Below are 24185 nucleotides of genomic sequence, written 5' to 3' on the forward strand. Positions count from 1 at the left end.
CATGAAAAATATTTTATTTTTAGCTGCCGTTTTAGCTTTTACATCTTGTAAAAAAGAAACTACTGAAACTTCGGTTCAGGATCCAACTGAGAATTATTCAGAGGGACATTCGGCGGAAGCCAAAACTCCGGAAGCTTTGGGGAAACAAATTTTTGAAGGACAGGGAAATTGTATTTCATGTCATCAGGCTGATCAAAAAGTAATTGGACCAAGTCTTCAGGAAATTGCTAAAATTTACAAAGATAAAAAAGGCAATATTGTTACTTTTCTAAAAGGAAATGCAGATCCAATTGTTGATCCCGATCAATTTGCGGTGATGAAAACGAACTTTCCAATAACACAGGCAATGTCTGATGAGGAATTAAAAGCGATAGAAAGCTATATTTACAGCTATTTAAAGTAATATTTTCAATTACTGCTGACATACTCTTGTCATTGCATCATTTTACATTTACAGCTTAATTTAAAATGAAAGCAAAATGATCAGTCAAAAATTCAGTGTAATTGGTATTTCGGTAAGAACTACAAACGAAAACGGGAAATCAGGAGAAGATATTCCTGCTCTTTGGAATAAATTTATAACGGAGGAAATCCAGCATAAAATTCCAAACAAAGTTTCGGATGCTGTTTTTTGCATTTATACTGATTACGAAAAAGATCATACTCAACCTTATACCACTATTTTGGGTTGTAAAGTGGATAGTTTAGATGTGATTCCGGAAAATATGATGGGAAAAACAATTGAAACAGCCCATTACGAACTGCTGATTGCCAAAGGAAATCTGGCCGAAGGTATGGTTTACAACAAATGGCTTGAAATCTGGAACTCAGATTTAGATCGAAGTTTCACTGCAGATTTTGAAGTTTATGGAGAGAAATCCAAAAACATTAAAGATGCAGAGGTTGATATTTATATCGCAATACAATAAAACACAGAAACAAAAACGGCGCTAAATTAGCGCCGTTTTTTATTTTATTGTAATTATTATAGATTACCAGATTTTAACTCTTTTTTCTGGTTCTATGTACATTTTATCCCCTTTCTTAATTCCGAAAGCCTGGTAAAAAGTATCTAAATTCTGAATTGGCACAACAGCTCTGTACATTCCCGGAGAGTGCGGATCAGTTTTAACCTGGCTTTTTATAGCTTCGTCTCTTGATTTAGTTCTCCAAACGGTAGCCCATGAAATAAAGAAACGTTGCTCAGGAGTAAATCCGTCGATTAATCCAGGATTTCCATTTTCTTTTAAATACAATTGCAAACCATCATAAGCAGCATTTGTACCACCTAAATCTCCAATGTTTTCACCTAAAGTAAATTTACCATCTACGTGAATTCCTGGCAATGGTTCTAATGCGCTGTATTGAGCAGCAAGTTCTCCGCCAAGAGCCGTAAACTGTTTTAAATCTTCCGGTGTCCACCAGTCAACAAGATTACCATCTGCGTTGTAACGCGCACCTGAATCATCAAATCCGTGAGAAATCTCATGTCCAATTACAGCTCCAATTCCACCATAATTAACCGCTTCATCAGCTTGGTAATTGTAGAAAGGTGGTTGCAAAATTGCAGCAGGGAAAACAATCTCGTTATAAGATGGATTGAAATAAGCGTTTACAGTTTGTGGAGACATTCCCCATTCTGTTTTATCAACCGGTTTACCCAATTTAGCTAAATTTTCAGCATACGCCCATTTTGATATGTTTTTCATGTTATCAAAATAAGTTCCGCCTTCATTCACATTTTTAAGTTCTAAAGCTGAATAATCTTTCCATTTGTCAGGATATCCAATTTTAATAGTTAATTTATTCAATTTCTCAATTGCCTTAACTTTTGTTTCAGCAGACATCCAAGGCAAAGCATTGATTCTGTTTTTGTAAGCTAACATTACATTAGCGATCATTTTCTTCGCTTTATCTTTTGCTTCAGCAGGGAATAATTTCTCTACATACAATTTTCCTAAAGCTTCTCCAGTTGCACCGTTAATTACCTGCAATGCCATTTCTTCACGAGGACGTTGTTTTAATGCTCCTGTTAATGTTTTTCCGTAGAAATCGAAATTAGCATTTTCAATATCTGTAGTTAAAGTTGAAGCAGTTCTGTTTAATAACGACCATTTCAAATACTCTTTCCATGCTTCTACTTTCTTTTCAGTAAAAGTTTTCTCAAGAGCAACCATATAACGTGGCTGCGCAACATTTACTGTATCTAATTTAGACATTCCAATTCCTGTGAAATATTTTTCCCATTGAATTGAAGGTGTATTCTTTTTTAAATCAGCAACAGCTGTTGGATTGTATTGTTTTCTGCGATCTCTGCGTTCAACACGGTCTAATCTTGGAGCAGACAATTCAACTTCCAGCGCTAATATTTGTTTGGCACTTTCTTTTGCTTTTGCCGGAGATTCTCCAATAAACTGCATCATTCTGGCAACGTGTACTTCGTATTTTTCACGTTTTTCTTTTGAATCCTTATCATCAGAGTTATAGTAATCTTTATCAGATAATCCTAAACCTCCGGGGCTTAAGTTAACCGAGTTTTTATTACTGTTTTTTGCATCAGCTCCTACATAAACTCCAAAAAAACCAATACCGCCCTGAGGTTGCATTTCAACAAAGAAATTTTGCAAATCAGTTACGTTTTTAATTGCATCGATTTTCTTTAAGTAAGGCTGAAGTTGTGTTATACCTCTTTTATTACGTCCTACAGTATCTAAAATAGTATTAAATAAAGCAATTGCTTTTCCCTGATCTGTACTTGATTTGTACTTAGGATCTTTTGATGCTTCTTTTAAGATTGCAAGTGCATCGTTATCTGTCTTTTGACGTAATTCATTGAAACTTCCCCATGAATTTCTATCACCTGGAATTTCAGTTTTGTCTAACCAGGCTCCGTTAACATAACGGAAGAAATCTTGTCCCGGACTAACTTTAGTGTCCATGTTAGAAAGATTGATGCCCGGCTCTTTAGGTTTTGCATTTTGAGCGTTTACTGCAGTTATGGTAATCATTGCAGAAACAACACAAAACATAGGATTTCGTAGTTGTTTAATCATTTTAATTTATCGTTTTTAGTATATCCACAAACATATTCTAATTATTTCATAATTTATGTTAAATTTTTCTAATAATTAAGTCCAAAATTATTGATGCTATTACAAAAATGAATTTTAACCAAATTATATTTATAAACTACAATTTCAATATTACTTTATTAAATAAAAAACGGCGCTGAATCAGCGCCGTTAATAATATATAAATTACCAGATTTTAACTCGTTTTTCCGGGCTCACATACATTTTGTCTCCTTTTTTAATAGCGAAGGCATCGTAGAAAGCATCAACGTTTTGAATTGGCACCACTGCTCTGTACATTCCAGGAGAGTGCGGATCTGTTTTTACCTGATTTTTAAGTGCTTCATCTCTGGTTTTTGTTCTCCATACAGTTGCCCATGAAATAAAGAAACGTTGTTCAGGAGTAAATCCATCAATTAATCCAGGATGTGGATGCGATTTTAAATACAATTGCAAACCATCATAAGCAGCATTAATTCCGCCTAAATCCCCAATGTTTTCACCCAGAGTAAATTTACCGTCAACGTGAATTCCAGGCAAAGGTTCTAAAGCACTATACTGATCTGCCAAAGCAGTTCCAAGTACTGTAAATTGTTTTAGATCTTCTGGCGTCCACCAGTCTACTAAATTTCCTTCGGCATTATAACGTGCTCCTGAATCATCAAAACCATGAGAAATTTCATGACCAATAACAGCTCCAATTCCGCCATAATTAACCGCTTCATCAGCTTGGTAATTGTAGAAAGGAGGTTGTAAAATTGCAGCTGGAAACACAATCTCGTTATAAGACGGGTTGTAATAAGCATTTACAGTTTGCGGAGACATTCCCCATTCTGTTTTATCGACCGGTTTATCTAATTTTTCGATTCCCTTTTTAAAATTCCATTTGTCAAGATTACGGTCATTTTCAAAATAACTTCCACCTTCGGCAACACTTTTAATTTCAAGTGCCGAATAATCTTTCCATTTATCAGGATAACCAACTTTTATCGTGATTTTATTTAATTTTTCATTTGCTTTCACTTTTGTTGCCGCAGACATCCATGTCAAATTATTAATACGATTCTGGTACGCTAAAATAACATTGTGAATCATATCAACTGCTTTCGTTTTTGCTTCAGCAGGAAATACTTTTTCTACATATAATTTTCCAAGTGCTTCACCAATAGTTGTATTTACAATTTCCAATGCTTTTTCTTCACGCGGCAATTGTTTGATAGCACCGCGTAATGTTTTGCTGTAAAAATCAAAACTGGCTGTTTCAATATCTGTAGATAATTTTTTTGAATTTGAATTTAGCAAATCCCATTTCAAATATTCTTTCCATTGTGCTACTTTGTTTTCAGTAAAAACAGTTTGTAAAGCTTTCATATATTTAGGCTCCATAACCACTACTGTTTCTAACTTTGCCAATCCAAGACCTGTAAAATAAGCATCCCACTTAATCGCCGGAGTTAGTTTTTGAAGTTGGGCAATTGTCATTGGGTTATATTGCAAACGACTGTCTCTGCTTTCAACGCGGTTTAATCTTGGTTTTGACAATTCAGTTTCCAAAGCCAAAATCTCAGCTGCACTTTGTTTTGCTTTCTCAGGAGATTCCCCAATAAACTGCATCATTTTTGCCACATGAAGCTCGTACTTGGCACGTTTTTCTTTAGAATCTTTATCTTCAGAGGTGTAATAATCTTTATCCGGTAACCCTAATCTGTTTACTGCAAGACTAACAGTATTTTTAGAACTGTTTTTTTCATCAGCTCCAATATATATTCCAAAGAAACCAGAACCGCCTTCCTGCTCCATTTCAACTAAATACTTTTGAAGATCAGCTACATTTTTAATAGCATCAATTTTTTTAAAGTAAGGCTGTAAAGGTGTAATTCCAGCTTTGTTTCTTCCAACTGTATCTAAAACTGTTGAGAATAAATTAACTGCTTTTCCCTGATCTGTATCTGATTTATATTTGGGATTTTTAGATGCGTCTTTAAGTATCGACATTGCATCTTTATCTGTTTTCTTGATCAGTTCATTAAAACTTCCCCAGGTTGTACGGTCATTAGGAATTTGAGTTTGCTCAAGCCATGTTCCGTTTACATATTGAAAGAAATCCTGACTTGGACTAATTTTACTATTCATATATGAAACATTGATACCCGGTTCCTTTGCAGTTGCATTTTGAGCTTTAACAGCTGTAAATGAAACCGTCATAAATAAGGCGCAGAACAAAGGTCTGCTAAGTTGTTTTTTCATTTATATTTAAATTTTTGGTCTTTATACAAACGTATTCCTAATATTTGAAATGCTATGTTAAAATTTTTTAAATAATCGCAAAAACGCAAAATTATGACAACATTCTGAATACAAACCATCGAATATTTTCATGTATTTAAAGTTTGTTTTCTACTGTTTATTAAAATTGTTTTCGGAATATTTGCTAATCGAATTTAAGACAAATGAAAACAAGAATACATAGTGCTGCTTCAGGAAAAATTGATGCTATCGGATTACCTATATTGGCATTATGTTGGGTGAGTTTTTTTTGGGGAACAACCTGGCTGGCTTCAAAAGAAGGTGTACGATATATGCCGGCGTTGCAATTGGTTACTATTCGTCAGTTTTTAGGCGGAATATTATATGTGGGTTATTTTTTTTTAAAGAAAGAGCCCTGGCCAAAAGGCAAACAATGGCGTACGATTTTAGTTCTGGCTTTTTTGAATTTTGTATTAAGTAATGGTCTGAGCACTTGGGGCGTTAAATACATGAGCAGCGGATTAGGCGCCATAATTACTGCGCTTTTCCCAATCTGGATTATTATTATCAATTTTTTTAACGGTCATAAAATTGCACGAATGGCTTTGTTTGGAATTCTGATTAGTTTTGGAGGTATTTGTATCATTTTCATCGATTATATTGCTGATATTTTAAAACCTGAATTTCAATTCGGAATTATTCTAATGGTTGTTTCAACTTTTACGTGGGCTTTTGGACTCTTGCAAACAAAGAAAAAAGCACTGAGTTTTAATCCGTACTTCAGTTTAGGATTGCAAATGCTGATTTCAAGTGTGTTTTTATTCGGAATTACGGAAGCTTCAGGAATTAATATTCCGCTTAGCGAAATTCCAATGCCTTCATGGTGGGCAATTGTTTATCTGGTGCTTGTAGGATCGGTTTTAACTTTTATCGCTTTTATTTATTCATTGCAAAATCTTCCTACTGAAATAAGCAGTATTTATGTTTACATCAATCCCATTGTAGCAATGGTTTTGGGCGCTTTTATCTTTGGAGAAACCTTAACCGGGGCAATCGCCATTGGTGCAGTTGTAACTTTAACGGGGGTTTATATGGTCAATAAATCTATCCGGAAAATTAAAAAGTAAGTTTGCTACGAATTTCACGAATTAGCGCGAATTTTTTTTCTCAAGATTTAGATGAATTGCAAAAAAAGAAAGTTTTAGATTAGTGAAAATTGGTGGAATTCGTGGCAAAAACCTTTTTTAGAATATGTTGTGTTATTAAAAGCAATACTTAATTAGCGTTTTAAAAAGTGCTTTTTGTATTTTTGCGCCAAATTGTTTTTATGAAATCGTTTCTGTACAAATACCGAAAATTCTTTATTGTTCTAATTGTATTTTCAGCTGTAACCATATCCTTATTTTATTCGGCCTTAAAGCCACAAAAAACATTACCAATTTATAATCCTGCTGACGTAAATCCTGAATTGGTTGACAGTACAATTCAATACAAAAGTAAATACCATACCATTGCAGATTTTAAGTTTGTAAACCAAAACGGTGATACGATTACTCAAAAAAACTACGAAGGAAAAATTTACGTTGCTGATTTTTTCTTTACAACCTGCGGTTCTATTTGCCCAAAAATGTCAACGAATCTTGAAGAAGTTCAAAAATCAATTTTAAATAATCCAAAGGTAATGTTGCTTTCACATACCGTTTTTCCTGAAGTTGACAGTATTCCGGTTTTAAAAGCTTATGCTATAAAACATCATGTTGTTGACAGTAAATGGAATCTGGTTACCGGAGATAAAAAAGAAATTTATACAATGGCCAGAAAATCGTATTTGGCGGTGAAACTAGGTCGCCCGGATCAATTGTATGATATGGTTCATACTGAGAATTTTGTTTTAGTGGATCAAAAAAGACGTGTTCGCGGTTTTTATGACGGAACAAACAAAGAGGAAATCAAACGACTTTTAGAAGACATCGATTTCTTGTGTCACGAGTAAAATCTCTTATTTTTAGAAACATTTAGCATTTAGAAAAGTGTTAAATACCTTTGAATAAAGAATAATTGCCTACTTTTGCAATCTAAATTCAATCTAAATAAGCTTTGCAAAATACAATACATACCCTGAAAAAAGGCGAAAAAGCCATTATCAAAGATTTTGATATCGATTTGATTCCTTTAAAATTATTAGAGATGGGATGTTTGCCGGGAAATTTAGTTGAATTACTTCAAATTGCTCCTTTTGGAGATCCGTTATATTTAGATATCAATGGTTCGCACGTAGCCATTCGTGTTGAAACTGCTCGTGAAATTGAAGTTGAACTTATCAAAACCAATTTGTAATGAGCATTCAAAATATTAATGTTGCCCTTATTGGGAATCCAAATACAGGAAAAACTTCCGTTTTCAATCAGCTTACAGGACTAAATCAACAAGTTGGGAATTATCCCGGAATTACGGTTGAGAAAAAAATCGGATTTTGTAAACTTCCTCATAATATCAAAGCTAACATTCTGGATTTACCCGGAACCTATAGTCTGAACGCAAGTTCTATGGACGAAAGTGTTGTGATTGAACTTTTATTAAACAAAAATGACAAATTATATCCTGATGTTGCGGTAGTTGTTACAGATGTTGAAAACCTGAAACGAAATTTACTAATTTATACTCAGATAAAAGACCTTGAAATTCCGACTATTTTAGTGATAAATATGTCGGATCGTATGGAAAGTAAAGGAATTACGTTAGATATTCCGTATCTGGAAGAAAAACTTCAGACTAAAATTGCTCTTGTAAGTTCTCGTAAAGGTTTGGGAATTGACGAATTAAAAGAATTAATTGTTTCTTATAAAACGATTCCGCATCAGCCTTGTTTAAACGCTTCGGTTATTGATGCTGAGTATTTTAAAAAATTACAACATGCTTTTCCCAATCAGCTTTTATATAAATTATGGCTGGTGATTACGCAGGATGTTAACTTTTCGAATTTAGACCGAAATGAAATCAGAAGCACTTTTACAAAGTCGCATTCAGAATTAAAGCGTTTACAGCAAAAAGAAACTATTAAAAGATATCAATTCATCAATGATGTTTTGAAAGAAGGTTTAAAAGTCGATGCCACGATGGCAAAAGACATCAGAGCCAAACTTGATCGTGTTTTGACGCATAAAGTTTGGGGCTATGTTATTTTCTTAGCTATTTTATTTGTCATTTTTCAATCGATTTTTAGCTGGTCAACTATCCCGATGGACTTCATTGACAGCACTTTTGCTTCTTTAAGCAGTTGGGTAGCGCAGGAATTACCCAGCGGTATTTTAACTGATTTACTTTCGCAGGGAATTGTACCCGGAATTGGCGGCGTTATTATTTTTATTCCGCAAATTGCCTTCTTGTTTTTGTTTATTTCCATTTTGGAAGAAAGCGGATACATGAGTCGTGTTGTCTTTTTGATGGATAAAATCATGCGTAAATTTGGACTTTCAGGAAAAAGTGTTGTGCCTTTAATTTCAGGAACCGCCTGTGCGATTCCGGCAATTATGGCAACCCGAAATATTGAAAACTGGAAAGAACGCCTTATTACGATATTAGTAACGCCGTTCACGACTTGTTCTGCCAGATTACCGGTTTATACTATTATTATTTCTTTGGTTATACCAAATGAACGTCTTTTTGGATTTCTAAATCTGCAGGGATTGGCTTTGATGTTATTATACTTGCTAGGTTTTGGTACTGCAATTCTTTCGGCTTATATCTTAAACAAAATATTAAAAATTAGTGCTAAAACGTATTTCGTTGTCGAAATGCCGAGTTATAAATTACCGCTTTTCAAGAATGTTGCGATCAATGTTGTCGAAAAAACAAAAGCATTTGTTGTTGGAGCAGGAAAAATCATCTTAGCGATATCTGTTATTTTATGGTTTTTAGCCTCTTACGGACCCGGAAGAAATTTTAACGAAGCGGAAGAAATTGTAAAAGAAAGATTTGTCAACACAGGAATTGACGAAGCAACTTTTGAAAACGAAGTGGCTTCACAGAAATTAGAGAATTCATATATCGGGATTATGGGTAAAGCGATTGAACCTGCCATTTCACCGTTAGGTTACGATTGGAAAATTGGCATTGCGATTATCAGTTCATTTGCTGCACGTGAGGTTTTCGTGGGAACTCTTGCTACAATTTACAGCGTGGGAAGCAGCGATAATGAAGCAACTATAAAAAGCAAAATGCAGGAGGAAATAAATCCTGAAACGGGTCAGAAGATCTTCAATTTTGCTTCTGGAATTTCATTGCTATTATTTTACGCTTTTGCTATGCAATGTGCGAGTACGCTTGCCATTACTAAAAAAGAAACCAACTCATGGAAATGGCCGGCTATGCAGCTTGTTTTAATGAGTGGTCTTGCTTATTTTGTTGCGTTGCTTGCTTATCAACTTTTAAAATAAACGATTATGGTGCAAGAAATTATTGCCTTCGTTATATTATTTATTGCCGTAGGATTTTTGATCAAAAAGTTCTTTTGGAAATCCAGAAAGAAAAAGGATTGCGGGGATGGAAATTGTGGATGTTCTTAGAGGAAGGTACAAAGGTGCAGAGGGACTAAGGTTCTGAGGTTTTTCTACCACAGAGATTCACGAAGTTTCCCAAAGATTTTTTTAGCATGTTTGTTAAGGTGAGCGATTCAGAAACTTCGGAGAAGCAAGCAAAGATTTTCTGCCACAGAGATTCACGAAGGATTCGCAAAGTTTCGCAAAGAGTTTTTTAGCATGTTTGTTAAGCTGAGCGATTCAGAAACTTCGGAGAAGCAATCAAAGATTTTCTGCCACAGAGATTCACGAAGGATTCGCAAAGTTTCGCAAAGAGTTTTTATTGTCAGACTGAGCGAAGTCGAAGTCCGCAAAGATTTTTTTGTATTATCCATAAATCTAGCTTTGCTAGAAGTTCACAAAGCAATGTATAAAGGTAGAATTAGAATTAAAACATAAAAAAATGGCTTCATAATTGAAGCCATTTTTTATTACTGAAAACTGAGACTGAGACTGAAAACTATTTAATCCCCTCCCACTCTGCATAGAACTGAGCCAAAAATAACTCCATGTATTTATGCCTCTCGGCAGCAATTTGTTTTCCGGTTTCGGTGTTCATTTTATCTTTTAGAAGTAAAAGTTTTTCGTAAAAGTGATTTATCGTTGGCGCATTATTCTTCTTGTATTCTTCTTTTGTCATATTGGTTACGGGTGCAATTTCAGGGTTATATAAGGTACGATTTTTAAATCCGCCATAATTGAATGCCCTTGCGACTCCAATTGCTCCTATTGCATCTAAACGATCCGCATCCTGAACGATATCTAATTCTATTGAAGAGAACTTCTTTTCAAAATTTCCGCCTTTATAAGAGATGTTTTCGATGATGTTCACGACATGTTGAATAATTTCTTCTGAAACACTTTGAGATTCCAGAAACAAGCGCGCTGTTTTTGGTCCGATTGTTTCGTCTCCGTTATGAAATTTACTGTCGGCAATATCATGAAGCAAAGCTCCTAATTGAACCACAAGTAAATTGCATTCTGTTCCTTTTGCTATTAATTGTGCATTTTTATATACACGTTCGATATGAAACCAATCGTGTCCTCCTTCGGCATCATTAAGTTTTTCTTTTACAAAAGAGATTGTTTTGTTTATTAAATCAAAATTATTCATATTATGTTTTTGTTGCTTTGAGAAATGGAATTGAGAAATGGCACGCAGATGACGCGGATTGAACGGATTTACACAGATTATCTTTATATAAAAAATGTTGATTGCCAAAGCTATTAACTTCAACAATCAACAATATATTTTTAATCTAAACTCTAAGATCAGAAATCTAAAATTAAAGTCTGGCAGGTTCCACCCATTTAAAGATATGTGATTCTTGCGGAATTACTAATCTCTCAGAGATTCTAGACATACGACCTGGTAATTTCATTAAATAATCACGTGCTTTTTCAGCTTCATCTGTTAAACCGGACATTTTATCAATTTCCCACTTGTCCATTAATTTCTGCATGATATCTACATAATCGCTTGCGGTGTAAACACCAATACGTTGTGCAGAATCAGAAAACTGTTCGAAAGCAGAACTGATCTTTTGACCTGATTCTCTTAAAAAGTGTGCCGGCATAACGATTTTCTGTTTCATCATGTATTGAAACGCTAACATCATTTCGCTTGGATCCACTGCAAAAATACGGGTAACAAATTCGCTATAGGCATGGTGATGACGCATTTCGTCACCTGCAATCATTTTACACATTTTAGATAACTTGTTATCACCAAATTTTTTCGCCATTTGAGCTACTCTATTGTGTGAAACATATGTTGCTAATTCCTGGAAACTGGTATATACAAAGTTTTTGTATGGGTCAGATCCGGTTCCAATATCAAAACCGTCGTTGATTAAATGCTGTGTTGTCATTTCGATTTCACGCATGTTAACACGACCGGACAAATACAAGTATTTATTTAAAAGATCACCATGTCGGTTTTCTTCTCCAGTCCATTGTCTGATCCATTTTGACCAACCGTTTCCACCGTTTTCTATTTGATTTATTCCTTCTACGTCCATTAACCATGATTCGTATGTTGGCAAAGCCTCTTCGGTAATTGTATCACCTACAAGCGTAACCCAGAAATCATATGGCAATTCTTTGGCAATTTCACGTAACTCTTTTACCTCCTCAAAGAAATTTTCTCCTTCAGAATTAGGTAAAAAGTCTGACGGCTGCCAAATTTTTTCTACCGGAATTAAATACTGTTCAACGAAGCTATCCACGTTTTTTTCCAAAAACTGCATTACTTCTAATCTAATGTTTTTTATAGACATTACTTATTTTAGATTTGGGATTTATGCTTAGAATAATTTCTAAACCATAAATCTATTTATACTCGTTTACTCCTTCTACAACTGCCTTCTCTGTCATTTCCATTAAATCGGCAAAATTATAGTCTTTTACTGCCAAAGCTTTATGAACGGTAAAGGTAAGGCGATTTCCTAAACCAACAGGGAAAAAACCATATCGCACCATTTTCCATGAATTGTTGATACTTACCGGTACTATATACGCCGAAGGTGCATATTTGCAAAGAATCTTCAAACCATTTTGAGCGAATTCTTTCGGTTTTCCTGTCTTACTTCTTGTTCCTTCAGGAAAAATAACCGCAGACCTTTTGTATTTTTCTATATATTCTGACAAACCTTTGATTGCCGGAATGGCTTGTTTAGGGTCTTTACGGTCAATTAGCACAGATCCTCCGTGGCGTAAATTAAAAGATACGCTTGGCACTCCGCTTCCTAACTCTTTCTTGCTTACAAATTTACAATGAAAACGTCTAAAGTACCAAATCATGGCTATGATATCGTACATGCTTTGGTGATTAGAAACAAATATAATAGGAACTCCTGTTGGAATTGTTTCTCTGTTTTCAATCTTATACGTTGTTCCCACAAGATTTGTACATCTTAAAAGGAAAAAATTTAAATAATCTACACTTTTTTTATGAGCCTGATAACCAAAAACATTTAGGCAAATCCACTGTATTGGATGAAATACAAGCAAACACAAACTAAATATTATGTAGTATATGGCAGATATTGGATATGAAATTATTTTTTGCATGCTTTAAAAATTAATGCCCAAAAGTAATAAATAAATTTTTAGCCGTATAAAAATTGAAAACAATAACCGTTTTATTGTTTAATTGTACCTTTGTACTATAAAATTGCAAATTTTTTTTGAATTAAATGACGTTCGCACAGGATATTTGATTGTTCTAAATCAGATAAAAATCGTAAATTTGAAATTAAACTTCTTTTAAGTAAGACATGAAAAGTAAGATAGCCCGCTTTGTAATAAAGCAACATAAAGATAAACTTAATACTAATGAAACAGATATTCTTATAAAATCTGCTTCAAGAAGTTCAAGTTATGCTATTAGAGAATCTAAAGCTTTAGGGCTAACTATAAAATCAATCTCAGGAAAAAAACTAATTGAAAAACTTCCTAACGGAGAAATTAAAATACTTCGAGATCTTCAGGGAAAACATACTACTGAAATAGGTTTGAAAAAAGGAATGGTTTTATGCAGGAGATAAAAAAAAGACTGAGAATATTTGCAGGACCAAACGGATCTGGAAAAAGCACTCTTTTTGAAGAATTTTCTAAAAACTATAATACCGGACATTTTATAAATGCAGATCATTTAGAAAATATATTAAGAACTAAAGGCTTAATAGATTTAGATTCTTATGACATAAAATCATCTCATGAAGAATTAATAAATTTCTACAAAAAAGAGAACACAAAAACTTTAATTGAAACGGCGAATGATAAAGGATTTCAAATATCTCTTGAGATAAAAGAAAACTTTATAATTTCTATCTCAAAAAATCCCAACAGCTACGAAGGCTCACTTATATCCTCTTTTTTAAGAGAAAAACTCCTTAAAGAAAATAAAAGCTTTTGCTTTGAAACTGTCATGAGCCACGTTTCAAAATTAGACGATATTACTGAAGCAAATTCTTTAGGATATACATCGTATCTTTATTTTGTATGTATAGATGATCCTGAAGTAAATATTTCCCGTGTTGAGAATAGAGTTCAAAAAGGCGGACATGCTGTTGACAGTGAAATTATTAGAAACCGATATACACGAACTCTTAATAATTTATTTCCGGCAATAGAAATTTCAAATAAGGCGTATCTATTTGATAATTCTGGAGAGAAACTCCTTTTAATAGCTGAAATAAATGGTGCTAAATCACTAAAACTTTATATAAATGAGGAAGATTTTCCAAATTGGTTTAAAGAATTTGTATTAAATCACTTCATATAAAAACAGCTATTGTACCTTTGCTGTAAAAATTGCAAATTTTTTCTGAATTAAATGAACTTTACCTACCCAAAAAATGAACGCTTAAAGAGCAAAACGACAATTGATTTACTTTTTTCTGATGGAAAATCGGTTTCTAAATATCCGTTGCGTTTGGTTTACCGTCAAGCGGAAGTTGGTGCAGAAGAAAAAATCAAAATGGGTGTTTCGGTTTCTAAGAAATATTTTAAAAAAGCCGTCGATCGCAACTATTTCAAACGCGTCCTTCGAGAAACGTATCGATTGAACAAACATTTACTTTTAGATAATATCGAACAACCGTATTCTATTATGTTTTTTTATCAGACGAAAGACAAGTTATCTTACGAAGAAATTAATACAAAAACGATTCAGCTGTTTGAAAAATTCCTTCTTCAGGTAAATAAAACTAGTGATTCTGACGATAAAACTATTTTGTAATCCTTCAATTACAACTTTGTGAATCAAATTAGATTCAGAATTATAAAAAAATTGTAGTTTTAGCTTTAATTTGAATTAGATATGAAATATATTTTCTTTTTATTCTTTGTTCTTTTGAGTTTTTCAGGTTGCAGCAAAAATGAAGAACCTATGGCAGAGATGGCAGTTAGTGCCATTAAGCTTGCTCCAAAAAATGAATCTGCTGCCAGTTCAGATATACAAGCTGACCTTGCTTCTCCTCAAATTCCACAAAAAATCATCAAAGAAGCTTCACTTCGATTCGAAACTGATAATCTGGAAGATACTTTTAATCGAATTCAAACTGCAATTGCAGCAAATAAAGCCAGCATACAGAATGATTCTGAAGGAAAAGATTATGATAATATCTATAGAAATTTAACTATTCGTGTTCCTAGTCAAAATTTTGATTCCTTTGTAAATGCTATTTCAAAAGGGGTTTCTTATTTTGAAAGAAAAGATATTTCTTCTCAAAATGTTACCGAACAATATATTGACTTAACTTCAAGACTAAAGACGAAAAGAAAACTTGAAGAGCGATATCTTCAAATCCTTCAAAAAGCCACGAAAATAAGTGAGATTCTGGAAATTGAAAAACAAATTTCAGCCATTCGTGAAGAAATTGAAGCTAAAGAAGGACAACTGAAATATTTAGAAAGCCGCGTTGCTGAAAGTACTGTTACAATTGAATTTTACAAAACCATTGCCCAAAAAGAAGGCGTTAAAACTTCTTACGGATCTAAACTCTGGACGGCAATTCAATCCGGATTTTTTAGCCTTTCAGAATTTTTGATATCAATCGTTAGTCTTTGGCCGTTTATTATACTATTTTGCGTACTCGCTTATTTTATTAGAAAAAGATTTAAAAGAAAAAAAATATAATCATGTATCCTTATTTCAAAAAGAAATTCATCATACCCACTGTTGCGGCAGGATTTTTATTTATTGGAACCAGTTTCAAAGATGACTTTTTTGAAATTGCCAAACAAATCGAAATTTTCACAACACTATTCAAAGCCGTTAATACTAATTATGTCGATGAAACTAATCCCGGCGATTTAATGGACAAGGCCATTAAAAGCATGTTAGGAAGTTTAGATCCTTATACTGTTTATTTTAATGAGCAGGATGTTGTGAACTTCAAGATCAATAATACTGGTGAATATACCGGAATTGGCGCTTTGATTTCAAGAAAAAAAGATCGCTTAATTGTTCGTGAACCTTATAAAAATTATCCTGCTGATAAAGCCGGACTTAAAGCAGGTGATGAAATTATTCAGATTGGTGATGTTTTAATTGCTGATTTTAAGGATGATGCTTCGCAATTATTGAAGGGAACTAAAAACACTAAGATTACTATAAAATATCTTCGTCAGGGAAAAACGTTTACAACCGAATTGATTTTGGATGAAGTGGATATTAAATCGGTTCCGTTCTTTGGCAAAATTGATGATAAAACGGGTTATATTGTTTTAGCGCACTTTAGCCGAAAAGCATCAAATGAAGTAAAGGACGCTCTTGAAAAGCTAAAAGCCGATGGTGCTAAACAAATTGTTCTTGATTTAAGAGGAAATCCTGGTGGTTTACTTAACGAAGCAATTGATATCTGTAATTTATTTGTGCCGAAAAATGAAGTTATTGTAACTACAAAATCAAGAATCGAAAAACACAATAATACTTATAAAACAACGAAAGAACCTGTAGATACTGAAATTCCGTTAGCAATTTTGGTAAACGGAAGAAGCGCATCAGCATCTGAAATTGTTTCGGGAGCTTTACAGGATTTAGATCGTGCTGTGATTCTGGGAAGCCGTAGTTTTGGTAAAGGTTTGGTACAACGTTCTGTTGACCTGACTTACGGAACGCAATTAAAAGTTACTATTTCTCGCTATTATACACCTTCTGGTCGTTGTATTCAGGCGCTGGATTATGCTCATAAGGATAAAAACGGAGTTGCTCAAAAAACGGATGCTAAAAACTTCAATGCTTTTAAAACCCGAAAAGGAAGAACGGTTTATGATGGTGGTGGTGTTTTACCGGACATTGAATTAGACGAAGCTAAAATGAGTTCAATTACGACTGCGTTATTAAGAAACGACGGAATCTTTGACTATGCAACAACGTACTATTATAAGAATCCGAATTTAGGAGATAAAATTCCAACAATTTCAGATGCTGATTACCTGAGTTTCAAACAATACCTGAAAGCAAATAAAATAAGTTTTGATACTGAAACTGAAGTAGCATTGAAAAATACTTTGGCTGCTGCCAAAAATGAAAAAATAGATGAAACTATTGCTCCGGAATACCAGCAATTATTAGCAGCGTTGGAAAAAAGTGAAACTACTTTATTAGATAAAAATCAAAAGGAAATTAGAAACCTGATTCAGGAAGAACTGATAAAGAGATATCAATATCAGGAAGGTTTATACCAATATTATATTAAAAATAACTCAGAAATTAAAAAAGCTGTTGGTGTTTTAAACAATCAAACTGAGTATAAAACGATTTTAAAAATGTAGAAAATCTTATTAAAGATGCTTAAATTGAACTAATTCAAGCATCTTTAAAATCAATAAACTTACTAGTCAATACTATCTTGCATAAAAGCTTTTTGGTTACTGAAATAATTGATAATGTATGTTTCTATTTCATTTCTCGAATTAGGCCAATTTTCCTGCCACAATTGTAATTTGCCGGGCAAATCAATATCTCTGCATCCAGGATCGAGCATTTCTAAAAATGACTTACCTGCTTTACTAACAATTAAAAGTTCCTTTTTATTTTTTTCCAATAAACCTGAATCTAAAAGTCCATTTAAAATTGAACCAATCGAATGCGGATTACCAATTCCAAAAACGGACGCTGGATAAGTTCGGCTTCCTTTCCAGTTCTGTGCCATTAATACGGCTTTACCTGTAGACATTAGTCGTCTTTCATGTAATTTATATAAAAGCTGCAATGAGTATTTACTAATATTGTAGTCTTTTTTCACTACTCCTATTTTGCGCAAACAGAAAGTAAAAAAATGCAGGGAATTAATATTATAATTGTAATCAAAAAAGCGTTTCGCCATACCGGAATCCAGTAACTTGTAAAATTGCGGATTTTCGGTAGTTATAGGATTGTTAAGAGCATATCTAATTGCCGGTCCGGTAAAAATCTCAGGCACAATCACTACCCTTTCTTTATTGGCTTCGTGGAAACCCAGACATTCGTTTAATAAAATATCATAATCAATAATAAACGAATACCATAAATCACCTAAATATGAAATTGTATCGGCATTTTTAAGTATGTTAACTGCACCGTGTCGTTTGACTTTTATACTTTCATTTGTAATATGCAATACCAACCCATATTTTTTAACATTAGATGTATACTGCGGAAATTTAATGACGGGGAAAAATGCCGGATGCACATTATTATCATAATTGAAAGCAAACCTATATTTAGGAATTATCCGAAAAACATAGATAGTGAATCCTGGCCAGCGTTGTAAAAGATGTGGCTTTATGATGTTTAACTGATAATTAGTAAGACTACTTACAAATACAATGCTGTTGTTACTACTATTCATTTTTAAGTATTTGAATTTGCATTTTGAAACCAATTTTCCATATTCAACAATGATCATAAATCATTGTAAATTAATTAGTTAAAGAATAAAAAACGAAATTACTTTAAAATATTTTACTTGTTTAGCACTAAACGACATTAAACTAACAGATTAAGTCAAAACGAATTGTCCTAATATTTTAAACTTTAATTTTAGGTGTGCATTCATTATATTTAAAAAGCCCAAAATCACTGATTTTGGGCTTTTTAATTTATCTATTTCTTATCATCTTAATATGCGGAATATCATCTTCCAAATATATAAACATTAACTAGTATCATTTTGAAAATGTAAGTAATTAGAATTCCTAATTCTAAGGCATTCCTAAATTAATTCTGAGTTAAGCCAAGAGATAATGTCATTTATCACTTTTTCAAATTGATTGAATAAACTATGTTCTGAATTTTCAAAAAGTATAAATTTTGACTTATAGCCATATTCTTTAGTCTTTCCATAAAGTTCTCTACTATGAGCAATTGGTACTTTCTCATCCTGATCTCCATGAATAAACAGAAAGCTTTCTTTTTTATTTAAAATTGAATCTATCTGGAAGATAGGAGATATTTTATTGGAATAATAAACAGAATCTAATAAATAATTTTTGATTCTGTTTTGATAAACAACAAACATTTCTTTTCTCTTTGTTTTCAAAATATCACTTGGTCCGGCGATATTAATGGTGGTCCTGATTTTGTTAGTTCTTTTCAATAATTGAAAATTAGTAATCCCTCCTCTACTCCAGCCTATTTGCGCAATTTTAGAAGTATCAGCTATTTCTATGTTGTTAATGATAGCAAATAGTGACATTACATCATCAATATCTTTGCCTCCAAATTCATCGACACCTTCGCTTCCTTCTGATCCTCTTAACTGAGACGCAATAATAATAAATCCTTTACTGGCAATTTTAGATAAAAAAGTTACAATATATTGATCATTGACCATTCCATAACTACCATTTCCACCACGATTAAAGATGATAACGGGATACTTCTTTCCATCTTCATTTGGTAATAATAAAAACCCTTTGACCTTTGTTTTATCAAAAGAATTATAGGTTATATCATAGATGTTTACATTTTCAAGATGCTTTTGGATTTTTTTCATTTTACTGTATTTTTCCAAAGGAAATCTTTCAATCATAGAATAGTCTTTAGTTTCTATTTTTGACTGAGCATTTATGCCAAGTACAAAAATCAAAGTAAGTATAAGTAGATAACGTTTCATCTAATAAGTTCTTTAATTTTCTCACTTGAATACTTTTCTGCAAAATCTTTATACCATAATAAGAGCGTTTCTTTACCAAGCAAATCGAAAATAATAGAATATTGATTCTCTACACTGTTCAAATATGATTTGATATTTTTTTCAATGTCTTGTCTCCATTCTTCAGATTCCTTTTTTGTGGTTGGAAGATGATGAATAAAAAAGCCAAATTTATCTAAACAATATCTTTCGTAATCTTTTGTAAAAAAAATAAAATTATGCCACATTTCATCAATAATCAAAATTGAATCATCAATAAACAGAGGTGTTTTTATTTCTGAATATACAGCTTTATAACACAGCCAAAGCCATTTTTTTGTTTCTTCAAAAAGTAAAATCGATTGCTCTTCTGAAACATTATAAACTTTTACAAATCTAAAAATGACATCTTCATTTTGGTAATCTAATGCATCTTCTAGTGTACATTTCTTTTTCATTTTTTCTAATTATATTTGAAGCTGTTTAAATATGTTAAACAGCTTCTATTAATTAATATTTATTGAGATTGAGCCATACAATGGTTCAGACAATTTGCAGGGCAATCACCAACGCAGTAGCCTGGACCACACCCAATTCTCTTTCCTGAACATCCTTTACCTCCGGAAATTTTGGATAATTCTTCTTTTTTCAGTTCCACCAATTCGCTAATAATTTCTTCTTTTAATTCCTCTAAGCTTAATTTCATAATAAAATCTTTATGTTACTAATTAATTTTGTTTCATTATTAATAAACAAGAACAAATATGTCGACCTAAAAGTTACATGTAAGTAATGTAGAAACCAATTGTCAAAATTATAGCTTAGCCTAACTTAAACCTATGCGGAATTATGCGAATTTATTTGCATAATTAATTATAGAATAAAACAATATCTTACAAAAAATTAAGATATTTCATCAAATTAAAAAAAATATTCAATATGGAGTTTTGTTTTATAATTATAATTCGTCTAATATTGTCAGAAAAAAAAGTCAAATATGAGCAAGACAAAACTTATACAAGCAAGATTATCGAAAGGATTTTCTCAGGAAGAATTGGCTGATTTAATTGGTATGTCCCAATCTAATTATAGCCGCAGAGAAAGCGGGCGTACAAGCATTACGGAATTAGAATGGAAAAAAATCGCCAAAGAATTGGGCGTTAATAAAGAAGTTATATTTGAACCTGATGAACAAAATAAAGAAAAAAGGGATGAAATAAACATGGTTTATTTTAACATCCCTGATTTTGTAATGGAACATATTGAACTGCTTAAAAAAGAGAACAAGAAACTAAAGGAACAATTAAAAAAATTAAAAAATCTTTAATTACTCTTTTATCATCTCAATATGCGGAATATCATCTTCAAGATACATTTCACTGGTTTGAACAAATCCATGGCTTTCGTAAAACTTCTTTAAATATAACTGCGCACCAATGGTAATCTTATCTTTATTGAAGTTTAATTTTATACCTGCAATGGCTTCACGCATTAAATCATGTCCCCATTTTTTATCGCGATAATTGGCATCAACTACAACGCGACCAATGGAAGCATTATCAAAACTTATTCCTGCATCAAATAAACGTGCATAAGCAACAATTTTATTATCATATTCACCAATTAGGTGTAATGCTTGCTTATCTTTTCCGTCAAGGTCTAAATAAACACAGTTTTGTTCTAATACAAAGATCTCACTTCGTACTTTGAGCAAATCATATAACTCATGAACCGTTAATGCTTCAAACGGCTTTATTTTCCATTTTAATTCCATTCTTTACTCTATTCTTTAAAATTATCTTCTGTCTACTTTAACTGATTTTATAATGGCTTCAAGATCCAGCATTAAATCTCTTTCCTGATTGGAGGGAGAATAACAAAATCCTTCAATAACTAAAATTCTGTTGTACTTTTCGTCTACAATTGCATAATTGATAAAAGGTCCTGCCATGAAATCATTTTTTAACTCCCAGGTTCCTTTAGTTTCAAATGTATTTTTTTCGTCTAAAATTGTAGCTGAAAAATAAGGCGCGTAGGCTTCACCAGTAATCATTCGGGTATTAGGTTCCCTGCCTTTGATGTAACTTCCAACTGAATCGCGCATTTTGATAATATTTCCAATAACATTTGAACTCTTTTTAAAATTGCGAAGCGGAATTTGATATATAAGTAAACTGGTATTACCGCTTATTATATCTTTTTTAAGCCAGATAAAGTTCTTTTTATGCAACATGTATTCATAACCTGTTGGAATTTGCAGGTCAATATGGAATTTGTTTTTTATAACCGCTGGATTCAATAATGATTTGCTGTTATCTTCCTGAATTTTCCCGATTTCTGCATCTCGGATGATTTTAATTATTTGTGCCGAATTGAGTTCGATACTGCAAATAATATCATCGACAGATTTTCCGTAGATACGAAATGTATTATGGGGTAAGGATTTGCTGTGTGTGATTTCGAATTTATCTGTGGTGGCTTTTTTTACTACAATAATGCTACGGCTATCGGTTACAAAACCTTCCAGTAAACGCGCAGGATATTGATTTATGGTAAATAAAGGTTCTTCCTGGGTGAGGCCCAGAACTGGTGAGGCAAATTTATTTCTGATACTGTCGCCTACTTCTCCGTACCATAATTGATCATCGATAATAATCGAAATCGAATTTGTTTTACCAGAAACGGGCTGTGGCTGCTTTTCGCCTTTGAAACAGGATAAAAGCATCAACGGAATTAGTAACAATAAAAAATGGGTTTTATTCATTTTCTTAATTTATGAAATAAAACCCAAATTTATGTAAGATTTTTTAACTATCCGTTTATTTTAAGTTTCATTCCTGGTTTAATTTCTCCGTCTTTAATGTTATTCCATTTTTTAATATCTGAAATCGTAACTCCTGGATATTTTTTTGAAATACTATATAACGAATCTCCTTTTTTAACGTAATAATCTTCTCCAAGATCTTTTGATGATGTCGCTTTTTTCTTGAATGAATCAATTGAAGAGTTGGAAGCGATTGCTGTTGTTACTGCATTTTCATCAATATTTTCAGGAACTGCTTTAGAAATCACTAATGTTTTCCCTAAACCAATATTGTTTGAAGTTAGATTATTAAGTTCTTTCAGGTCAGCAATAGTCATACCGAATTTTTTTGCGATACTGCCTAAATTATCACCGGATGCAACTTTATATTCTTGTGATTGTGTATTCTTTTTATCTTTATCATCAGTTGAGGCAATAGCTTCTTCTGATTTTTTCTCTACAGCAATAGTTGATTTTAGTTCCTTAAAGCTTTTAGTTACAGGATCGTAATCTGTTTTAATTTTTAAATTTCTTCCTAGTGCAACTGCATTTGATTTAAGGTTATTCCATTTTTTTAAATCGATAACATCAACATGGTATTTAGAAGCAATTGTACCTAAATTATCGCCTTTTTGAACTTTATATGACTTATAATCAGTATCGATAATGTTCTCCAGTTTCGCTTTTGCCTTAGGAGTAACTTTCAATGCTAAACGAGTTGGCATTGTTTTATTTTGTGATTGATATGCAGCATATGCATAAATCTTATCTTCATTTGAAACAAATGTGGCTACTTTATCTTTTGGCAAACGTAAATAATGTGGTTCACTTTGATAAAAAGGTACAATGTTTAACTTATAAGAAGGATTTAAAAGTTGTATTTGAGATTGTGGCATATCTAACAAATCTGCGATTTGCTTGAATGACATTTGAGCTTTAATTTGAACTGTATCTGTTTCAAAGTTTTTAACTAATGCTCTTTGAGGATTGATACCATGTTCTTTATGATATTCAAAAAGATACATTGTTGCTAAAAAAGCGGGAACATAACCTTGAGTTTCTTTTGGAAGATGGTTACGAATGTCCCAGTATTTTGTTTTTCCGCCAGAACGACGAATTGCTTTGGTAACATTTCCAGGTCCTGAATTGTAGGATGCTAAAACTAGTTCCCAATCGCCAAACATGCTGTACATTTTAGTCATGTACTCTGAACATGCGGCTGTAGCTTTCATTGGATCGCTGCGTTCATCTATATACGAATCTATTTTAAGGGCATATTGTTTACCTGTTCCGTACATGAATTGCCAAAGTCCTGTGGCGCCCATTTTAGAAACTGCTTTAGGATTTAAAGCAGATTCTACAACGGCTAAATATTTAATTTCCAAAGGCACGTTTTGTTTTGCAAAAGCGTCTTCAAAAATTGGGAAATAATATTCTGATAAAGCCATTAATCGAGAAAACGATTTTTTACGGTTCTTAAGAAATGACTTTATTATATTTTCTAAACCTTGATTGTATTCAATATCAAAGGGTGATTTCTCATTCATTGCCTGTAAACGCTGTTTAAGCAATTCTGTTGGCAACTCTTCATCTACAGTTACGTCTGTATTAATTGTCTGAATGTCTTTTGTAAGATCATCATAGATGTCTAAGCTTACTAATTCGTTCATCCATAGACTGTCTACGCGGGTTGCGAGTTCATCTTTTTTGAAAGAGCTTTTAACTGAGTCTAAATACGATACTTTTACAATTGGTTTTAATTCAATTTCTGTCTTTGCAATTTCCTGCGAAAACATTGACATTGAAAACAAAACCGAAACCATTATTGATACTTTCCTTACAATCATATAACATTTTTTTA

25 protein-coding genes are annotated in these 24185 nt (G+C 32.7%); 13 read left to right on the forward strand and 12 right to left on the reverse strand.

Going from position 1 to position 24185, the window contains the following annotated elements; translation table 11 throughout:
* Nucleotide 1 precedes the first annotated feature (1 nt).
* Together ACHRVX_RS07550 and ACHRVX_RS07555 are read left to right on the forward strand one after the other, a co-directional pair.
* Nucleotides 2-403 (forward strand): c-type cytochrome, encoded by a 402-nt coding sequence (locus tag ACHRVX_RS07550; protein WP_395330854.1) that lies wholly within the window; start codon nucleotides 2-4, stop codon nucleotides 401-403.
* Nucleotides 404-479: 76 nt separating this feature from the next.
* The gene (locus ACHRVX_RS07555) at nucleotides 480-929 is read left to right on the forward strand and encodes a GyrI-like domain-containing protein (protein WP_395330857.1); all 450 of its coding nucleotides are present in this window, start codon (nucleotides 480-482) and stop codon (nucleotides 927-929) included.
* A 63-nt stretch (nucleotides 930-992) separates the two neighbouring features.
* Here the strand turns inward: ACHRVX_RS07555 and ACHRVX_RS07560 are convergent, their stop codons facing one another.
* Nucleotides 993-3053: a M13 family metallopeptidase gene (locus ACHRVX_RS07560; RefSeq protein ID WP_395330859.1), complete on the reverse strand. Its 2061-nt coding sequence runs from the start codon at nucleotides 3051-3053 to the stop codon at nucleotides 993-995.
* 204 nt (nucleotides 3054-3257) lie between these two features.
* On the reverse strand, nucleotides 3258-5318 hold the full coding sequence (locus tag ACHRVX_RS07565) for a M13 family metallopeptidase (RefSeq protein WP_395330862.1): 2061 nt from the start codon (nucleotides 5316-5318) through the stop codon (nucleotides 3258-3260).
* 203 nt (nucleotides 5319-5521) lie between these two features.
* Here ACHRVX_RS07565 and ACHRVX_RS07570 point away from each other — a divergent pair, with 203 nt between their 5' ends.
* The 5 genes from ACHRVX_RS07570 to ACHRVX_RS07590 all read left to right on the forward strand — a co-directional run bounded on the left by ACHRVX_RS07570 (nucleotide 5522) and on the right by ACHRVX_RS07590 (nucleotide 9883).
* A complete protein-coding gene (locus ACHRVX_RS07570; RefSeq protein WP_395330864.1) occupies nucleotides 5522-6445 on the forward strand; it encodes a DMT family transporter in 924 nt (307 codons plus the stop codon).
* 200 nt (nucleotides 6446-6645) lie between these two features.
* On the forward strand, nucleotides 6646-7311 hold the full coding sequence (locus ACHRVX_RS07575; protein ID WP_395330866.1) for an SCO family protein: 666 nt from the start codon (nucleotides 6646-6648) through the stop codon (nucleotides 7309-7311).
* 104 nt (nucleotides 7312-7415) lie between these two features.
* Nucleotides 7416-7655, forward strand: a complete 240-nt coding sequence (locus ACHRVX_RS07580; RefSeq protein ID WP_017495803.1) for a FeoA family protein — start codon at nucleotides 7416-7418, stop codon at nucleotides 7653-7655.
* Entirely contained in the window at nucleotides 7655-9754 is a 2100-nt protein-coding gene (feoB, locus tag ACHRVX_RS07585) for a ferrous iron transport protein B (RefSeq protein ID WP_395330868.1), read from the forward strand. Before ACHRVX_RS07580 ends, feoB begins: the two co-directional genes overlap by 1 nt.
* A gap of 6 nt (nucleotides 9755-9760) precedes the next feature.
* Nucleotides 9761-9883, forward strand: coding sequence for a FeoB-associated Cys-rich membrane protein (locus ACHRVX_RS07590; RefSeq protein ID WP_395330870.1), 123 nt, complete (start codon nucleotides 9761-9763; stop codon nucleotides 9881-9883).
* A gap of 472 nt (nucleotides 9884-10355) precedes the next feature.
* On the opposite strand, the gene ACHRVX_RS07595 is transcribed toward ACHRVX_RS07590, so the two are convergent.
* From ACHRVX_RS07595 to ACHRVX_RS07605, 3 genes are all read right to left on the reverse strand, one after another.
* Nucleotides 10356-11009 (reverse strand): HD domain-containing protein, encoded by a 654-nt coding sequence (locus ACHRVX_RS07595; protein WP_395330872.1) that lies wholly within the window; start codon nucleotides 11007-11009, stop codon nucleotides 10356-10358.
* A gap of 172 nt (nucleotides 11010-11181) precedes the next feature.
* The gene (locus tag ACHRVX_RS07600) at nucleotides 11182-12174 is read right to left on the reverse strand and encodes an acyl-ACP desaturase (protein WP_395330874.1); all 993 of its coding nucleotides are present in this window, start codon (nucleotides 12172-12174) and stop codon (nucleotides 11182-11184) included.
* Between the two features lie 52 nt (nucleotides 12175-12226).
* Nucleotides 12227-12967 carry a lysophospholipid acyltransferase family protein gene (locus tag ACHRVX_RS07605; RefSeq protein ID WP_395330877.1) on the reverse strand — a complete coding sequence of 247 codons (741 nt, stop codon included), beginning with the start codon at nucleotides 12965-12967 and terminating at the stop codon, nucleotides 12227-12229.
* A 206-nt stretch (nucleotides 12968-13173) separates the two neighbouring features.
* Between ACHRVX_RS07605 and ACHRVX_RS07610 the strand changes: the two genes are divergently transcribed.
* The 5 genes from ACHRVX_RS07610 (at nucleotide 13174) to ACHRVX_RS07630 (ending at nucleotide 17179) form a co-directional block, all read left to right on the forward strand.
* Nucleotides 13174-13443, forward strand: a complete 270-nt coding sequence (locus ACHRVX_RS07610) for a hypothetical protein (RefSeq protein ID WP_395330879.1) — start codon at nucleotides 13174-13176, stop codon at nucleotides 13441-13443.
* Nucleotides 13431-14183 (forward strand): hypothetical protein, encoded by a 753-nt coding sequence (locus ACHRVX_RS07615; protein WP_395330881.1) that lies wholly within the window; start codon nucleotides 13431-13433, stop codon nucleotides 14181-14183. The genes ACHRVX_RS07610 and ACHRVX_RS07615 overlap by 13 nt, the downstream gene beginning before the upstream one ends.
* Nucleotides 14184-14234: 51 nt before the next feature.
* Nucleotides 14235-14639: a ribonuclease P protein component gene (gene rnpA / locus ACHRVX_RS07620; RefSeq protein WP_395330883.1), complete on the forward strand. Its 405-nt coding sequence runs from the start codon at nucleotides 14235-14237 to the stop codon at nucleotides 14637-14639.
* A gap of 81 nt (nucleotides 14640-14720) precedes the next feature.
* Nucleotides 14721-15539, forward strand: a complete 819-nt coding sequence (locus tag ACHRVX_RS07625) for a DUF4349 domain-containing protein (protein WP_395330885.1) — start codon at nucleotides 14721-14723, stop codon at nucleotides 15537-15539.
* Nucleotides 15540-15541: 2 nt separating this feature from the next.
* The gene (locus ACHRVX_RS07630) at nucleotides 15542-17179 is read left to right on the forward strand and encodes a S41 family peptidase (RefSeq protein WP_395330887.1); all 1638 of its coding nucleotides are present in this window, start codon (nucleotides 15542-15544) and stop codon (nucleotides 17177-17179) included.
* Nucleotides 17180-17241: 62 nt separating this feature from the next.
* Here the strand turns inward: ACHRVX_RS07630 and ACHRVX_RS07635 are convergent, their stop codons facing one another.
* The 4 genes from ACHRVX_RS07635 to ACHRVX_RS07650 all read right to left on the reverse strand — a co-directional run bounded on the left by ACHRVX_RS07635 (nucleotide 17242) and on the right by ACHRVX_RS07650 (nucleotide 20227).
* A complete protein-coding gene (locus ACHRVX_RS07635; protein WP_395330889.1) occupies nucleotides 17242-18237 on the reverse strand; it encodes a hypothetical protein in 996 nt (331 codons plus the stop codon).
* Between the two features lie 363 nt (nucleotides 18238-18600).
* Nucleotides 18601-19503: an alpha/beta hydrolase family protein gene (locus tag ACHRVX_RS07640; protein ID WP_395330891.1), complete on the reverse strand. Its 903-nt coding sequence runs from the start codon at nucleotides 19501-19503 to the stop codon at nucleotides 18601-18603.
* Entirely contained in the window at nucleotides 19500-19979 is a 480-nt protein-coding gene (locus ACHRVX_RS07645) for a hypothetical protein (RefSeq protein ID WP_395330893.1), read from the reverse strand. The genes ACHRVX_RS07640 and ACHRVX_RS07645 overlap by 4 nt, the downstream gene beginning before the upstream one ends.
* 59 nt (nucleotides 19980-20038) lie before the next feature.
* The gene (locus tag ACHRVX_RS07650; RefSeq protein WP_395330895.1) at nucleotides 20039-20227 is read right to left on the reverse strand and encodes a hypothetical protein; all 189 of its coding nucleotides are present in this window, start codon (nucleotides 20225-20227) and stop codon (nucleotides 20039-20041) included.
* A gap of 291 nt (nucleotides 20228-20518) precedes the next feature.
* On the opposite strand from ACHRVX_RS07650, the gene ACHRVX_RS07655 reads away from it, so the two are divergent.
* Complete coding sequence (locus ACHRVX_RS07655) at nucleotides 20519-20848, forward strand: helix-turn-helix transcriptional regulator (protein WP_395330897.1); 330 nt, start codon at nucleotides 20519-20521, stop codon at nucleotides 20846-20848.
* Here ACHRVX_RS07655 and ACHRVX_RS07660 read toward each other — a convergent pair whose 3' ends face one another.
* The 3 genes from ACHRVX_RS07660 to ACHRVX_RS07670 are packed head-to-tail and all read right to left on the reverse strand — an operon-like array spanning nucleotide 20849 to nucleotide 24171.
* Nucleotides 20849-21295, reverse strand: a complete 447-nt coding sequence (locus ACHRVX_RS07660; RefSeq protein WP_395330899.1) for a GNAT family N-acetyltransferase — start codon at nucleotides 21293-21295, stop codon at nucleotides 20849-20851.
* A 21-nt stretch (nucleotides 21296-21316) separates the two neighbouring features.
* Nucleotides 21317-22285, reverse strand: a complete 969-nt coding sequence (locus tag ACHRVX_RS07665; RefSeq protein ID WP_395330901.1) for a DUF4837 family protein — start codon at nucleotides 22283-22285, stop codon at nucleotides 21317-21319.
* 47 nt (nucleotides 22286-22332) lie between these two features.
* Nucleotides 22333-24171 carry a LysM peptidoglycan-binding domain-containing protein gene (locus ACHRVX_RS07670; protein WP_395330903.1) on the reverse strand — a complete coding sequence of 613 codons (1839 nt, stop codon included), beginning with the start codon at nucleotides 24169-24171 and terminating at the stop codon, nucleotides 22333-22335.
* Nucleotides 24172-24185 lie beyond the last annotated feature (14 nt).

Source organism: Flavobacterium sp. FlaQc-47 (assembly GCF_044006475.1).
Taxonomy (GTDB): Bacteria; Bacteroidota; Bacteroidia; order Flavobacteriales; family Flavobacteriaceae; genus Flavobacterium.

What these genes read in the sequence shown, in the direction of transcription:
- ACHRVX_RS07590 (WP_395330870.1), top strand. Translation starts at nt 9,761, where the DNA reads ATGGTGCAAGAAATTATTGCCTTCGTTATATTATTTATTGCCGTAGGA.
- ACHRVX_RS07670 (WP_395330903.1), bottom strand. Translation starts at nt 24,171, where the DNA reads ATGATTGTAAGGAAAGTATCAATAATGGTTTCGGTTTTGTTTTCAATG.
- ACHRVX_RS07665 (WP_395330901.1), bottom strand. Translation starts at nt 22,285, where the DNA reads ATGAATAAAACCCATTTTTTATTGTTACTAATTCCGTTGATGCTTTTA.
- rnpA (WP_395330883.1), top strand. Translation starts at nt 14,235, where the DNA reads ATGAACTTTACCTACCCAAAAAATGAACGCTTAAAGAGCAAAACGACA.
- ACHRVX_RS07550 (WP_395330854.1), top strand. Translation starts at nt 2, where the DNA reads ATGAAAAATATTTTATTTTTAGCTGCCGTTTTAGCTTTTACATCTTGT.
- ACHRVX_RS07615 (WP_395330881.1), top strand. Translation starts at nt 13,431, where the DNA reads ATGCAGGAGATAAAAAAAAGACTGAGAATATTTGCAGGACCAAACGGA.
- ACHRVX_RS07595 (WP_395330872.1), bottom strand. Translation starts at nt 11,009, where the DNA reads ATGAATAATTTTGATTTAATAAACAAAACAATCTCTTTTGTAAAAGAA.
- ACHRVX_RS07650 (WP_395330895.1), bottom strand. Translation starts at nt 20,227, where the DNA reads ATGAAATTAAGCTTAGAGGAATTAAAAGAAGAAATTATTAGCGAATTG.
- ACHRVX_RS07560 (WP_395330859.1), bottom strand. Translation starts at nt 3,053, where the DNA reads ATGATTAAACAACTACGAAATCCTATGTTTTGTGTTGTTTCTGCAATG.
- ACHRVX_RS07600 (WP_395330874.1), bottom strand. Translation starts at nt 12,174, where the DNA reads ATGTCTATAAAAAACATTAGATTAGAAGTAATGCAGTTTTTGGAAAAA.
- ACHRVX_RS07570 (WP_395330864.1), top strand. Translation starts at nt 5,522, where the DNA reads ATGAAAACAAGAATACATAGTGCTGCTTCAGGAAAAATTGATGCTATC.
- ACHRVX_RS07575 (WP_395330866.1), top strand. Translation starts at nt 6,646, where the DNA reads ATGAAATCGTTTCTGTACAAATACCGAAAATTCTTTATTGTTCTAATT.
- ACHRVX_RS07660 (WP_395330899.1), bottom strand. Translation starts at nt 21,295, where the DNA reads ATGGAATTAAAATGGAAAATAAAGCCGTTTGAAGCATTAACGGTTCAT.
- ACHRVX_RS07565 (WP_395330862.1), bottom strand. Translation starts at nt 5,318, where the DNA reads ATGAAAAAACAACTTAGCAGACCTTTGTTCTGCGCCTTATTTATGACG.
- ACHRVX_RS07630 (WP_395330887.1), top strand. Translation starts at nt 15,542, where the DNA reads ATGTATCCTTATTTCAAAAAGAAATTCATCATACCCACTGTTGCGGCA.
- ACHRVX_RS07635 (WP_395330889.1), bottom strand. Translation starts at nt 18,237, where the DNA reads ATGAATAGTAGTAACAACAGCATTGTATTTGTAAGTAGTCTTACTAAT.
- ACHRVX_RS07640 (WP_395330891.1), bottom strand. Translation starts at nt 19,503, where the DNA reads ATGAAACGTTATCTACTTATACTTACTTTGATTTTTGTACTTGGCATA.
- ACHRVX_RS07610 (WP_395330879.1), top strand. Translation starts at nt 13,174, where the DNA reads ATGAAAAGTAAGATAGCCCGCTTTGTAATAAAGCAACATAAAGATAAA.
- ACHRVX_RS07645 (WP_395330893.1), bottom strand. Translation starts at nt 19,979, where the DNA reads ATGAAAAAGAAATGTACACTAGAAGATGCATTAGATTACCAAAATGAA.
- ACHRVX_RS07605 (WP_395330877.1), bottom strand. Translation starts at nt 12,967, where the DNA reads ATGCAAAAAATAATTTCATATCCAATATCTGCCATATACTACATAATA.
- ACHRVX_RS07655 (WP_395330897.1), top strand. Translation starts at nt 20,519, where the DNA reads ATGAGCAAGACAAAACTTATACAAGCAAGATTATCGAAAGGATTTTCT.
- ACHRVX_RS07555 (WP_395330857.1), top strand. Translation starts at nt 480, where the DNA reads ATGATCAGTCAAAAATTCAGTGTAATTGGTATTTCGGTAAGAACTACA.
- feoB (WP_395330868.1), top strand. Translation starts at nt 7,655, where the DNA reads ATGAGCATTCAAAATATTAATGTTGCCCTTATTGGGAATCCAAATACA.
- ACHRVX_RS07625 (WP_395330885.1), top strand. Translation starts at nt 14,721, where the DNA reads ATGAAATATATTTTCTTTTTATTCTTTGTTCTTTTGAGTTTTTCAGGT.